This is a genomic window from Pseudomonas salicis, assembly GCF_057128705.1.
The window spans coordinates 1-12,642 of sequence record NZ_JBSKHU010000011.1; the positions used below are offsets into that span (position 1 = coordinate 1).

A 12,642-nucleotide genomic window follows, 5' to 3' on the forward strand; every position below is an offset into this window, starting at 1 on the left:
AAGGAGTTTTCGGTTCCGACTGCGCCGGAAGTGGGGCGAATTATAGACACATCCGGAGGGGCGTCAAGCACTTATTCAAGCTTTTGTCACAACAGAAGGTTTTTTATGGACGCGACGCGGGATTCGTCTCGCAATCACGGGGATTCTTAGCAATAACAGCAATCCCCCCACAGCCGCATATATCGACCACTCTTTAAGATCGGCCCGCACAATCCACAGCATGTGCAGTAATCCAAGCCCGAGAATCAGATAAGCCAAACGGTGCAGCTTCTTCCATCGCGCCCCCAGCCGACGCTGGCTATAACGATTAGAGGTGATCGCCAGCGTCAGCAGGCACAGGAATGCCAGGCTGCCAACGATAATGTAGGGTCGCTTGACCAGCTCGACGCTCAGCTGAGCCCAATCGAACCCCAAGATAAAGAAGCCATACCCCAGCATGTGCAACAACGCATAGGTGAAACACCACAAACCGAGTTGGCGACGGACATGCACCCACCCCGCCCAACCGGTCACACGCTGAAGTGGCGTCAGCGCCAATGTGATCAGTAACAATATCAACGTGCCCAGCCCAAAGAGATCAACCAGTGCCTTTCCGGGATCTGGCCCCAGGTCGAGTACCCAAGCCCGATCCAACCAGTAAATCGGAGGAATGCAGATTGCAACGAACACGGCGAGGCGCCAAAGCAGATAACGCATCAATAGTTCTTCCGCAAATCCATGCCCGTATAAAGAGAGGCGACCTCCTCCCCATAGCCGTTGAACATTTCAGTGGGTCGGATATTTGGACTGAACAAGCCACTGGGCAGCCGCCGTTCACGGGCCTGAGTCCAACGAGGGTGATCGACGTTCGGATTCACGTTGGCATAGAAGCCGTATTCATTGGCCGCGATACTTTGCCAGGTTGTCTTGGGCTGCTCACTGACCAGACTGATGCGAACGATGGACTTCACACTTTTGAATCCGTACTTCCACGGCACCACCAACCGTAGCGGCGCCCCATTTTGGTTGGGCAGTTCACGGCCATACATCCCTACCGCAAGAATCGCCAAAGGATTCATCGCCTCATCCAGTCGCAGCCCTTCTACATAGGGCCAGTCGATCAGCGCGAAACCGGACCGTTGCCCTGGCATGGCCTTGGGGTCCTGCAGCGTTTCGAACCGGATGTACTTTGCTTTTGCCGTGGGTTCGACCTGTTTGAGCAAATCAGCAATAGGAAAGCCAATCCACGGAATCACCATCGACCACGCCTCTACACAGCGCAAACGGTAGATGCGTTCTTCCAATTGATAAGGTTTGATGAAATCTTCGAGCGCATAACGACCCGGCTTTCCGACCTCACCGTCGATTACAACAGTCCAGGGTTCGGTCTTCAACGAGCCTGCATTTTGAGCCGGGTCCCCTTTGTCGGTGCCGAACTCGTAGAAATTGTTGTAATGCGTGGCGTCCTTGAACGGCGTAATGGCTTCGTTCTGAACCGTTATCGCCTGCCATTTCGTCGAAGGCAGTTTGTCACTGAACCAATGGGGCGCATTTCCGGCCTCAACCCCGGCGTATTGTGAGGCGTCGGCAGCCTGTGCCCATGAAGGCAACGCACTGATCGCGAGCCCGGCCATTGAGGCGCCGAGCATCGCACGACGTGAGAGATAGACCGATTCGGGCGTGACATCCGACTCTTTGCAGGCGGACGCGGAAGGTGTCTTGATAAGCATGGTAACTCCGCAGCCAAGGTGAATGGCTCAACCTTATAGGCTGCGGAGTGCGGTGTGAAATGAATCTGTGGTGCTATTTATGACGACGCAGGCGCAGCAGGTACTGAACAGGACCCGACGCGGCGTAGGCGAGGAAAATCAGCAGCAGAATGCGTGGCGGATCACTGAACACGACCGCAAACACCAACACGACCGCCAGGATCGCCACGAAAGGCACGCGGCCTTTGAGGTCCAGCTCCTTGAAACTGTTGTACTTGATGTTGCTAACCATAAGCATCCCGGCAGCCGCTACCAACAACGCGACGAGGAACGACAGTTTGGAACCCTGAATGCCGTAGTCGCTGAACGCCCACACCGTACCGGCTACCACGCCCGCAGCCGCCGGGCTCGCCAGGCCGATGAAATAGCGCTTGTCAGCCTTCCCCACCTGCGTATTGAAACGTGCGAGGCGCAATGCAGCGCCGGCGACATAGATAAAAGCGACCATCCAGCCGACCTTGCCCATATCACCCAACGCCCAACCGAACGCCAGCAATGCGGGGGCAACGCCAAAGGCGACCATGTCTGAGAGGGAATCGTACTCAGCGCCAAATGCGCTCTGGGTGTTGGTCATCCGCGCGACGCGTCCATCAAGGCCGTCGAGCACCATAGCGACGAAGATGGCGATGGCTGAAAACGCGAAATACTTGCTCGCCCCGGCCGCATCACCTGCGCTCATCGCGCTTTGCGCACTCATTGCACTGATGATGGCGTAGAAGCCGGCAAACAGGTTGGCGGTGGTGAAGAGGTTGGGGAGCAGATAAATCCCACGATGGCGGACTTTGCGCCCTTCGGCATCGTGCCCTTCTTCTATGTGTTCATCGATCGGTAGCAGGCTTTCGGCGTCAGAGGCCTGGTTCGGCTCTTCGGGACGTTCGCTCATGGACAATACCTTGCAGCTATGAATTTTCGACAGATGTTCGCGGCGCCGCTGCGCCGGCAAACGATGCAGCTTTATACCAGATGAGCCCCCATAACGAAAAAGCGCGACCCGAAGGCCGCGCTTTTCGTAAACCGTAATCAGACTACAGAATTTTAGTTCTTGGTCTGATCAACGATTTTGTTCTTGGCGATCCAAGGCATCATCGAGCGCAGTTGCTCGCCGATGATTTCGATGCCGTGGGCCTTGTTGTTGCGGCGCTTGGCGGTCATCGATGGGTAGTTGCTCGCGCCTTCGGCGATGAACATCTTGGCGTATTCGCCGTCCTGGATGCGCTTCAGAGCATTGCGCATGGCCTGGCGGGATTCGGCGTTGATGACTTCAGGCCCGGTCACGTACTCGCCATATTCGGCGTTGTTCGAGATCGAGTAGTTCATGTTGGCGATACCGCCTTCATACATGAGGTCGACGATCAGTTTCAGTTCGTGCAGGCACTCGAAGTAAGCCATTTCTGGCGCGTAGCCAGCTTCGACCAACGTTTCGAAACCGGCTTTGACCAGCTCAACGGTACCGCCACACAGTACGGCTTGTTCGCCGAACAGGTCAGTTTCGGTTTCGTCTTTGAATGTGGTTTCGATGATACCGGTACGGCCACCGCCAACGCCCGAGGCGTAGGAGAGCGCAACGTTTTTGGCGTTGCCCGAAGCGTCCTGGTAGATAGCGATCAGGTCAGGGATACCGCCGCCCTTGACGAATTCGGTACGAACGGTGTGACCTGGCGCTTTTGGCGCGATCATGATCACGTCCAGGTCCGCGCGTGGCACGACCTGGTTGTAGTGAATCGCGAAGCCGTGGGAGAAGGCTAGGGTGGCGCCTTTCTTGATGTTCGGCTCGATTTCGTTCTTGTACAGCGAGGACTGGAACTCGTCCGGGGTCAAGATCATGACCAGGTCGGCAGCAGCGACGGCGGAAGCAACGTCAGTCACTTTCAGGCCGTGGGCCTCAGCCTTGGCGACAGTAGCCGAACCTTTACGCAGGCCAACGGTGACATCAACGCCGGAATCTTTCAGGTTGCACGCTTGAGCGTGACCTTGAGAACCGTAACCGATAATGGCCACTTTTTTGCCCTGGATGATCGAAAGGTCGCAGTCTTTGTCGTAATAAACTTTCATGAAATTCCCCTGTTATCTTGGCTGTTCAGGCCATTCGCTAAATGTATGTAGGTTAGATGCTCAGCACTTTGTCGCCGCGGGCAATGCCCGTGACGCCGCTGCGTACGGTTTCCAGGATGGCGGTGGTGCCAATGGCCTGAATAAAGCTATCCAGTTTGTCGCTCGTCCCTGTCAGCTGCACGGTGTAGACACTGCTGGAAACATCAACGATCTGGCCACGGAAGATATCCGTGGTGCGCTTGATCTCGGCGCGCTGGGCGCCAGTGGCCTTGACCTTGATCAGCATCAATTCGCGCTCGATGTGAGCACTTTCCGACAGATCGACCAGTTTGACCACTTCAACCAGCTTGTTGAGGTTTTTGGTGATCTGCTCGATCACCTCATCATGACCGACGGTGGTCAGCGTCAGACGCGACAGAGTCGGGTCTTCGGTTGGGGCCACGGTCAGGCTTTCGATGTTGTAGTTGCGCTGCGAAAACAGGCCGACGACGCGAGACAAGGCACCCGGTTCGTTTTCCAGCAATAGCGAAATGATGTGCCGCATATTAGGTACGCTCCGTCTTGCTCAGCCACATGTCGCGCATCGAGCCGTCTCTGATTTGCATCGGATAGACGTGCTCGGCAACGTCGACTTGGATGTCGAGGAACACCAGACGATCTTTCATGGCGAACGCTTCTTCCATCTTCGGCTTCAAGTCTTTCAGATCGGTGATCTTCATGCCGACATGACCGTAAGCTTCGACCAGCTTCACGAAGTCAGGCAGCGACTCCATGTAGGAGTGCGAGTGACGGCCGCTGTAGCTCATGTCCTGCCACTGACGGACCATGCCAAGCACGCCGTTGTTAAGCAGGATGATCTTGACCGGCAGGTTGTACTGCAGGCAGGTCGACAGTTCCTGGATGTTCATCTGAATGCTGCCTTCGCCCGTGACGCAGGCAACGTGCGCATCCGGGAAGCTCAGCGCAACACCCATGGCGGCCGGAAGACCGAAGCCCATGGTGCCCAGGCCACCGGAGTTGATCCAGCGGTTAGGCTTGTTGAAGCGGTAATACTGCGCCGCAAACATCTGGTGCTGCCCCACGTCGGAGGACACGTAAGCGTCCCCTTTGGTGACTTCGCACAGAGTTTCGATCACGGTCTGCGGCTTGATCAGACTGCCATCACCGCGGTTGTACGGGAACAGGTCGCCGCCGGCACGCCACTCGTCGATCTGCTTCCACCAGGTCGCCACCGATTCCTTGTTAGGGGTCTCGCCGATTTCCTTGAGGGTCGCGACCATTTCGGTCAGCACGCTCTCCACAGGACCAACGATTGGCACGTCGGCCTTAATGGTCTTGGAGATCGACGCCGGATCGATGTCGATGTGGATGATCTTGGCGCCCGGGCAGAAACGCGAAGCGCCGTTGATGACACGGTCATCGAAGCGTGCACCGACGGCCAGGATCACATCAGAGTGGTGCATCGCCAGGTTGGCGGTGTAGCTGCCGTGCATGCCGAGCATGCCGACGAACTGACGGTCCGTGCCCGGGTACGAACCGAGGCCCATCAGCGTGTTGGTCACAGGCGCGTTCAGCAGTTGTGCCAGCTCGGTCAGCGGCGCAGAACCGTTGCCCATAACCACACCGCCACCGGCGTAGATGATCGGACGCTTGCCCGCGAGGAGCATTTCCACGGCCTTGCGGATCTGGCCCGAATGCCCACGAACCGCCGGACTGTAGGAACGCAGCTTGGCTTTTTTCGGGAAAACGTATTCGAACTTCTCGGCCGGGTTGGTCATGTCTTTCGGGATATCGACCACGACAGGACCAGGACGACCGGACTGCGCGAGGTAGAAAGCCTTTTTAAGGACTTCCGGGATTTCGGACGGGTGCTTGATCATGAAGCTGTGCTTCACGATCGGCCGGGAGATGCCGATCATGTCGGTTTCCTGGAACGCGTCGGTGCCGACCATGGTGCTCGGGACCTGGCCCGACAGGACGACCATCGGGATGGAGTCCATGTAGGCGGTCGCGATACCGGTGATGGCGTTGGTCGCACCCGGACCCGAAGTCACCAATACAACGCCAGCTTTGCCGGTCGCACGTGCATAACCGTCAGCCATGTGAGTGGCAGCCTGTTCGTGACGAACGAGGATGTGGCTCACGGCCGGTTCTTTGAACAGCGCGTCGTAAATATGCAGGAGGGCACCGCCGGGGTACCCATAGATATGCTCAACGCCTTCGTCACGCAAAAAGCGGACGACCATTTCAGCGCCAGATAAAAGCTCCACGTTGTTCACCTCTAAAACGCCAGAATACCGTCCACACAGGAGAAGACGGGTCTTAATAGGTTTACTGCCAGCAGAGCATGAGCGACGGTGGTCGCCGACTACGTCAGCACTGACTGAGCAAGTATTGGGAGCTCCCCTAAGTGTTTCGGGGTCATCCCACCCAGCGCGAGGTAACGCGTTGCGGGTGTAACAGGTCGACGCGGGTGTGCGCCTCATGATCTACCGAGACGGTCTGCTTCTGGCAGTCCCTCTACAGCGAACTTTGGATTGTTCTGATTCGTCCCTCTCAAGTCAAGTCATCGATGCGCTTTCTTCACTCACAGCCTATGAAAAAGCACCGAATGAGGTCGTTGCGGTCGGCTTGTGGTAGGTTTCACCCGTACAGCAAACGAAGTTCTAAGGAAGCAGTATGCGCTGGATGATTCTTGCCGCCACACTGACGCTGGCAGCCGGTTCGACCGCCAGTCAGGCCGCCCAGATCTATAAATGGGTCGACGCACAGGGCGTGACGCACTTTGATGCGCAGCCTCCGGTCGGGCAATCCGCCCAGGAACTCGAAACGCAAAAAGCCGTGACGCCGCCACCCGCTCCCCCCGTTCGCACCGAGTCCTCGCAAGAACAGCAAACGGTCGACGCGAAGGTCAAGAAACAAATCGCGGCTCAAGAAGCCAAGCGCAAGGAATACTGCGAGACACAGCGCACCAACCTAGCTCAGTTGCAGAACAACCCGCGGGTGCGTGAGGAAGTGAACGGTGAGTTCAGGCGCTTCACTGAAGAAGAGCGCCAGGCACGTATCGCCGAGGTCAAGAAATCCATCGACGACACGTGTAATTGAGCGTCAGACCGACTCGGTGATCAGTCGGTCGAATTGCGCCAGGAGCGCTTGCAGGTTTCGCGCTTCCTGAGCACGGCTGGCGTAAACCATCTGCGCCATCTCCAGAATGCCCGAAGCGTTTGGCAGTGCGAGGTCCTGCTCCAGAATGACCTTCATTCGCGGCAGGAAAATCCATTGCAGCCACTGATCGAAATCCAGCGTATCGACACAGAACGGCTCGCGGCTCGATAACGCCTCGTCGCTGGGCGGCACTTCTTTCCACCATCCCAGCACACGCAATTCGCGCTCGATCAGCAACAACTGATCGGCGATCTTCGGGAAGCGTTTATCCATTGGCCTTCTGCCGGGCCAGCGCGGCACCCGCTGCGTCGCCTTGCTTCTCACGCGCTTGAGCGATCAATCCCCAAAGACTGGCCTGCAAACTCGCACGACCATTCGCATAGGTCAGGCCACGGCGAGCCAGCTGCTCCGCCTGAGGCGCGTCCCCTTGGGCCAGACGAACCTGTGCCAATTTGTAAAGCACTTGCGGTTCGCGAGGGGCAACGCGCTGAGCACGCTCCAGGCTCGACGACGCGCCGTTCAGATCACCGCTGCTCTGCTGTTGCTGAGCGGTGGTCAGCAGCGCGAGAACCGGGCCGTCCAGTTGCTCATCCGCTGACAAGCCACCGCTGGACGCCGACGGAATGCCGGTGGGCGCTGACGAGGGCATGTTGTAGGTGTTGCTGGTCGCAGCCGGCGGGGTGTAGGTGTTGTTAACCGGCGCGGTGTTGATGGGCGCCTGATTGACGGAAGACGTGTCGATCGGTGCCGAATTGATCGGCGCCGACGTTGGCGGGACGAACGTCGAAATCGGCGCGGCGCTGGCGTTGGCACCACCCGGCACCATCACCGTCACGCCGGAATCCTCTTGGATCGACTGCGTTTGCGTCGGGGCCTGCACTGGAGCGCGATATGCCGCATTGCGATTGGCTGAGACTCGCTCGCTGTTGGACACACGGGAACCCGAGTCCACCACCGGGATATTGCCGCGCGTTTGAGTCGCGCAACCATTGAGCAAAGCCAGAGCCGTTAAAGCCGGAATCCACCACTTGTTCACTTCACATCCTCTTCGCTTAGTTCAACCAGCCTTTGACCCAGTCCATCACCGATTCGGCAGGCGCTGTTGGCCCGCCGCACGTTGGGCCTGGTTGCGGCTCACTGCCACGAATATACGGCATCTGCACGGCACCCGGGCAGCTGGCATCAGTGCCTTGGCCCGTAGACGCGTTGACCCACGCCTGTACCACGTTGTCCGGCATGGCCATGTCCAGCGGAAGCGGGTCGGCCTTCTTCATGAAACTGGTCCAGATCTGCAACGCACCGGTGGCGCCGGTGAACGGTGTTTTGCCGTTATCGTCGCGACCCATCCAGACAATCGCCAGCAGGTCTTGGCTAAAACCGGCGAACCAGCTGTCACGGGAATCGTTGGTCGTCCCTGACTTGCCCGCCAGGTTCAGCGTACTCGGCAACACGTTGTACACCGACTTGCCCGTGCCTTCGCGCATCACGCGCTGCATGGCATTTTGCAGCAGATAAATGGAGCCGGGATCGAAACGCTGCTGGATCTGAAACGGATAACGCTTGAGCGGCTCGCCTTCGGCTGTCAGGACACTGCGGATGCCGCGCAACGGCGTATTGAATCCGCCACTGGCGATGGTCTGGTACATCGTTGCCACTTCAATCGGACTCAGCGCACCGGCCCCCAGCAACATCGACGGGAACGCCGGCCAGTCGCGGGTGACACCCAATTTGGTCAGGGTTTTGAACACATTCGGCACGCCCAGGTCCAGACCCAGCTTGGCGCTGGACAGGTTGTAGGAATGCGCCAACCCTTGATACAGGAAAATGTTGCCGTGAGCCTTATGGTCGAAGTTCTGCGGCTTCCAGATCTGGCCGTCTGCACCCTTGACCTGAAACGGCTCGTCAGGCACCCAACTGGTCAGTGTGTATTGCTGCGGACGTTCGAGCGCGGTCAGGTAAATCGCCGGTTTGACCAGCGAGCCAATCGGGCGAACGGCGTCCAGTGCGCGGTTGAAACCCGCGAACCCGGCCTGACGACTGCCGATCAGCGCTTGCACTTCGCCGGTTTCCGGGTTGGTCACGACCATCGCCGTTTCCATGTCGTCCGCGCCCTTGCGGCCCGAAATCTTAGCGAAGCTCTCGCGAACGGCGGCCTCGGACTTCATCTGCAGAATCGGGTCGAAACTGGTGAAAATGCGCAGGCCTTCTTCGGTCAAGTCTTCGTCACGGTAGTCCTGACGCAGCTGGCGCTTGACCAGATCGAGGAAGTCCGGGAACGAGCTGTCGGCCAGCGAGCCGTTTTTGGTTACACCCAGTGGCATTTTCTTCGCTGCAGCGACAGCTTCAGCCGACGCAACGCCCTGCTGCTCAAGCAGATCAAGTACCAGATTACGACGCTCAAGTGCGCGATCCGGGTTACGACGCGGGTTGTAATAGGACGGACCTTTGACCAGGCCCACCAGCAACGCGACCTGATGCAGTTTCAGCTCCGACAGCGGCTGGCTGAAGAAATACTGGCTGGCAAGGCCGAAACCGTGCACCGCGCGTTGGCCATCCTGACCGACGAAGACTTCGTTGAGGTACGCCTCGAGAATTTCCTGCTTGCTGTAATGGATCTCCAACAGGATCGCCATCATCGCTTCGGTCAGCTTGCGGGTGATGCTGCGTTCGTTGGTCAGGTAGAAGTTCTTGACCAATTGTTGCGTCAGCGTCGAGCCGCCCTGACGCATCTGCCCCGCCGAGGCGTTAACCCAGAAGGCGCGGGCGATGGACTTGGGCGACACACCGAAGTGGTGATAGAAATCCCGGTCCTCCACCGTGACCAAGGTATCGAGCAAATAGGGCGGCGCCTGATCGAGCTTGATCAGGATGCGGTCTTCGAGGTTCTTCGGATAAAGACCGCCAATCAGCAGCGGCTCAAGCCGTGCCACGGCCAGCTTGGAGCCGTTGGCAGCGGTCAGGTCGGCGACATAATCCCCGGAGAATCGGACGTGAATCTGCTGGGCAGGATCTGCGCCTTCATAAAATTGAAAACCGCGAGTATTCAGATCGACGTTGTTGCCGTTGACCGACGCCGCACCCGGGCCGTTGGCTACACTTTCGCGCCGGTAGCCCAAGGCATCAAGCTCGATCAGGAAATCGTCGCGGGACAGTTTCTGGCCGACGAACAGCTCCAGCGGACGGGCGTAAACCTTGGCCGGGATCGTCCAGCGCTTGCCGGAGAATTTTTCCTGAACGATGGAATCGAGATAAACAGCGAAGCAGGCAAGCACCACCAGCCCGACAAGACTGAGTTTCAGAGCCCAGCCCAACAGGCTGCGCAAGCGGCTGTTGGCGGGTTTGGGGGATTTTTTCGAAGCGCGGGATCGAGTCATGGCGGCGGATTATACGCACTTTCAAAGCCACGGGCAGACCACCCTCACGGCGGTTTGCAGCAATGCGCCGAGCGGCCATAATGGCCACCTTTAGTCACATCATTCTCGACTTATCATCTTTCAAGGATCGTCCGTGAGCCAGACACTGATTGCCGCGCTTCAAAATCCTGCCCTGTTCCCCCACCCGGTGGAGCAATTTCAGGTCATCGAGACGCATATTTCCTGGGTGCTGCTCACTGGCCCCTACGTGTACAAGATCAAGAAACCGATGAATTTCGGTTTCCTCGACTTCACCACCCTGTCGGCGCGCGAGCACTTCTGCCAACAGGAGTTGAAGCTCAATCAACGCCTGACCAATGATTTGTATCTGGACGTGTTGCCCATCACCGGGACCGCCGACGCGCCGCAATTGGGCGGTGAAGGTGAAGCTATCGAATTCGCCTTGAAGATCCGCCAATTCCCGCAGGACGGCTTGCTCAGCACCCTGCAGGCCAAGGGCGAACTGACGACGGCACACATTGACGACATCGCTCGCCAGATCGCCGAGTTCCACATGAGCACCCCCCGTGTGCTGTCGGAAAACCCGCTGGGGTCGCCTGAATATGCGATGGCCCCCGTCACTCAGAACTTCGAACAGATCCTGCCGTTTCTCACCGAGAAGGCTGATCTCATTCAATTGAATGCACTGGAAGCCTGGGCGAATGCCAGCTACGAGCGTCTGAAGCCGTTGATGGGCCGCCGCAAGGCCGACGGTTTCATCCGCGAATGCCATGGCGACATTCACCTCGGCAACATCACGTTGATCGACGGCAAGGTCGTGATCTTCGACTGCATCGAATTCAACGAACCGTTCCGCATGACCGACGTATATGCCGACATCGGTTTCCTCGCCATGGACCTGGAAGATCGCGGTCTGAAGAGCCTGTCACGTCGCCTCATCAGCCAGTACCTCGAACACACCGGCGATTACGAAGGTCTGGAGCTGCTTAATTTCTACAAGGCATACCGCGCACTCGTTCGGGCGAAAGTGGCTCTGTTCAGCCTGTCTGCGGACGCCGATCATGTGCAGCGCGCCACTACCCTGCGCCAGTACCGCAACTACGCCAATCTGGCGGAAAGCTACAGCGCGATCCCGTCGAACTTCCTGGCCATCACCCACGGCGTTTCGGCTGTCGGCAAAAGCCACGTGGCGATGCGCCTGGTCGAAGCGCTCGGCGCCGTTCGCCTGCGTTCGGACGTGGAGCGCAAACGGCTCTTCGGCGACAGCCAGGATCTGTACTCGGCAGATGTCAGCGGCAAGACCTACCAGCGTTTGAACGAATTGGCTGCGGTCGTCCTGCATGCAGGCTTCCCGGTAGTGATCGATGCCACGTTCCTCAAGCTCGATCAACGCCAGGCCACCGCAAAGGTAGCCGAAGCCACCGGCGCGCCGTTCCTGATCCTCGACTGCGCCGCACCGAAAGCCGTCATTCAGGGCTGGCTGGCGCAACGTCAGGCACAGAACAGCGACCCTTCCGACGCAACCATGGAAGTCATCGAGGCTCAGTTGGCGAATCGTGAGCCGCTGACCGCCGACGAGACGCTGCGCAGTCGCCACGTCGAAACCAACCTGAGTGGGGATCTGGATAAATTGGTGGATGACATCCGCCAATACCTGCCGGGCTTGTAAGCGGCCGAGCACCAGTCATCGAATCGTGAAGTCTGTCACTTCACGGCTCGATGATAGTGGCATTATAATGGCGTCAGAATTCCAACAAGGTGACGCCAACATGAACCAGCCCAAGCAGCTCGACTCGCCGCTTTTCGCCCTTCTGCGAAAAGATGACGTCAATGCCTTTAATCTCCAACGCCCGAAAGGCGGTCCCATTGACCTCGCGGGCGGTGATTTCCGTGGGCTGGATTTGCGTGAACTCAACGCCGAGGAAATCGACTTCAGCGACGCCTACTTCCGTTCCGCAGATTTGCGCGGTGTCGATTTCCGCACCGCGTCGCTGGAAGGCGCCAGCATCGCTCACGCACAAATCTCAGGTGCTTATTTCCCGGCCGAATTGAGCGCTGACGAGATACTGATGTCTGTCAACTTTGGTACTCGCCTGCGGTATCGCACTCGCTGACACATTCGGCACGCTTCAAACGAGTCACCTGTCCCCTGCCCTGCATGCACAGACATGCCGGGCCCGCGCTGGCGCACTGTCTCCTCACGCTACCGTTCGGCGGCTCATCCGCGAATTCCGCGCGCCCGATTCGAGCAACGCGCTGAGTGGATCTACACTCATTCCATGTCTTGCATCTGCAGTTTTTAC

General features: G+C 58.1%; 12 protein-coding genes. 3 read left to right on the plus strand and 9 right to left on the minus strand.

Features of this window, described 5'->3' with window-relative positions; translation table 11 throughout:
- Positions 1 to 75 precede the first annotated feature (75 nt).
- The 6 genes from msrQ to ACWKWE_RS28950 form a co-directional block, all read right to left on the minus strand.
- Positions 76 to 696: a protein-methionine-sulfoxide reductase heme-binding subunit MsrQ gene (msrQ, locus tag ACWKWE_RS28925; protein ID WP_483852453.1), complete on the minus strand. Its 621-nt coding sequence runs from the start codon at positions 694 to 696 to the stop codon at positions 76 to 78.
- A complete protein-coding gene (gene msrP, locus ACWKWE_RS28930) occupies positions 696 to 1,709 on the minus strand; it encodes a protein-methionine-sulfoxide reductase catalytic subunit MsrP (RefSeq protein WP_166598264.1) in 1,014 nt (337 codons plus the stop codon). The genes msrQ and msrP overlap by 1 nt, the downstream gene beginning before the upstream one ends.
- Positions 1,710 to 1,782: 73 nt before the next feature.
- The gene (gene pssA / locus ACWKWE_RS28935; protein ID WP_166598265.1) at positions 1,783 to 2,631 is read right to left on the minus strand and encodes a CDP-diacylglycerol--serine O-phosphatidyltransferase; all 849 of its coding nucleotides are present in this window, start codon (positions 2,629 to 2,631) and stop codon (positions 1,783 to 1,785) included.
- Between the two features lie 152 nt (positions 2,632 to 2,783).
- The gene (gene ilvC, locus ACWKWE_RS28940; RefSeq protein ID WP_166598266.1) at positions 2,784 to 3,800 is read right to left on the minus strand and encodes a ketol-acid reductoisomerase; all 1,017 of its coding nucleotides are present in this window, start codon (positions 3,798 to 3,800) and stop codon (positions 2,784 to 2,786) included.
- A 52-nt stretch (positions 3,801 to 3,852) separates the two neighbouring features.
- Positions 3,853 to 4,344 carry an acetolactate synthase small subunit gene (gene ilvN, locus ACWKWE_RS28945; protein WP_093469284.1) on the minus strand — a complete coding sequence of 164 codons (492 nt, stop codon included), beginning with the start codon at positions 4,342 to 4,344 and terminating at the stop codon, positions 3,853 to 3,855.
- 1 nt (position 4,345) lies between these two features.
- Complete coding sequence (locus ACWKWE_RS28950; RefSeq protein WP_166598267.1) at positions 4,346 to 6,070, minus strand: acetolactate synthase 3 large subunit; 1,725 nt, start codon at positions 6,068 to 6,070, stop codon at positions 4,346 to 4,348.
- Between the two features lie 409 nt (positions 6,071 to 6,479).
- Between ACWKWE_RS28950 and ACWKWE_RS28955 the strand changes: the two genes are divergently transcribed.
- Positions 6,480 to 6,905 carry a DUF4124 domain-containing protein gene (locus ACWKWE_RS28955; RefSeq protein ID WP_483852454.1) on the plus strand — a complete coding sequence of 142 codons (426 nt, stop codon included), beginning with the start codon at positions 6,480 to 6,482 and terminating at the stop codon, positions 6,903 to 6,905.
- A 3-nt stretch (positions 6,906 to 6,908) separates the two neighbouring features.
- On the opposite strand, the gene ACWKWE_RS28960 is transcribed toward ACWKWE_RS28955, so the two are convergent.
- From ACWKWE_RS28960 to mrcB, 3 genes are read right to left on the minus strand one after another with little or no spacing between them, the layout of a single operon-like run.
- Positions 6,909 to 7,238: a YqcC family protein gene (locus tag ACWKWE_RS28960; RefSeq protein WP_483852455.1), complete on the minus strand. Its 330-nt coding sequence runs from the start codon at positions 7,236 to 7,238 to the stop codon at positions 6,909 to 6,911.
- A complete protein-coding gene (locus tag ACWKWE_RS28965; protein WP_483852456.1) occupies positions 7,231 to 8,001 on the minus strand; it encodes a tetratricopeptide repeat protein in 771 nt (256 codons plus the stop codon). The genes ACWKWE_RS28960 and ACWKWE_RS28965 overlap by 8 nt, the downstream gene beginning before the upstream one ends.
- A 16-nt stretch (positions 8,002 to 8,017) precedes the next feature.
- Positions 8,018 to 10,339, minus strand: a complete 2,322-nt coding sequence (gene mrcB, locus ACWKWE_RS28970) for a penicillin-binding protein 1B (protein ID WP_166598271.1) — start codon at positions 10,337 to 10,339, stop codon at positions 8,018 to 8,020.
- Between the two features lie 133 nt (positions 10,340 to 10,472).
- Between mrcB and ACWKWE_RS28975 the strand changes: the two genes are divergently transcribed.
- Positions 10,473 to 12,008, plus strand: coding sequence for a bifunctional aminoglycoside phosphotransferase/ATP-binding protein (locus ACWKWE_RS28975; RefSeq protein ID WP_483852457.1), 1,536 nt, complete (start codon positions 10,473 to 10,475; stop codon positions 12,006 to 12,008).
- Between the two features lie 100 nt (positions 12,009 to 12,108).
- Positions 12,109 to 12,453: a pentapeptide repeat-containing protein gene (locus tag ACWKWE_RS28980; RefSeq protein ID WP_166598273.1), complete on the plus strand. Its 345-nt coding sequence runs from the start codon at positions 12,109 to 12,111 to the stop codon at positions 12,451 to 12,453.
- Positions 12,454 to 12,642 lie beyond the last annotated feature (189 nt).

What these genes read in the sequence shown, in the direction of transcription:
- msrQ (WP_483852453.1), bottom strand. Translation starts at nt 696, where the DNA reads ATGCGTTATCTGCTTTGGCGCCTCGCCGTGTTCGTTGCAATCTGCATT.
- msrP (WP_166598264.1), bottom strand. Translation starts at nt 1,709, where the DNA reads ATGCTTATCAAGACACCTTCCGCGTCCGCCTGCAAAGAGTCGGATGTC.
- pssA (WP_166598265.1), bottom strand. Translation starts at nt 2,631, where the DNA reads ATGAGCGAACGTCCCGAAGAGCCGAACCAGGCCTCTGACGCCGAAAGC.
- ilvC (WP_166598266.1), bottom strand. Translation starts at nt 3,800, where the DNA reads ATGAAAGTTTATTACGACAAAGACTGCGACCTTTCGATCATCCAGGGC.
- ilvN (WP_093469284.1), bottom strand. Translation starts at nt 4,344, where the DNA reads ATGCGGCACATCATTTCGCTATTGCTGGAAAACGAACCGGGTGCCTTG.
- ACWKWE_RS28955 (WP_483852454.1), top strand. Translation starts at nt 6,480, where the DNA reads ATGCGCTGGATGATTCTTGCCGCCACACTGACGCTGGCAGCCGGTTCG.
- ACWKWE_RS28960 (WP_483852455.1), bottom strand. Translation starts at nt 7,238, where the DNA reads ATGGATAAACGCTTCCCGAAGATCGCCGATCAGTTGTTGCTGATCGAG.
- mrcB (WP_166598271.1), bottom strand. Translation starts at nt 10,339, where the DNA reads ATGACTCGATCCCGCGCTTCGAAAAAATCCCCCAAACCCGCCAACAGC.
- ACWKWE_RS28980 (WP_166598273.1), top strand. Translation starts at nt 12,109, where the DNA reads ATGAACCAGCCCAAGCAGCTCGACTCGCCGCTTTTCGCCCTTCTGCGA.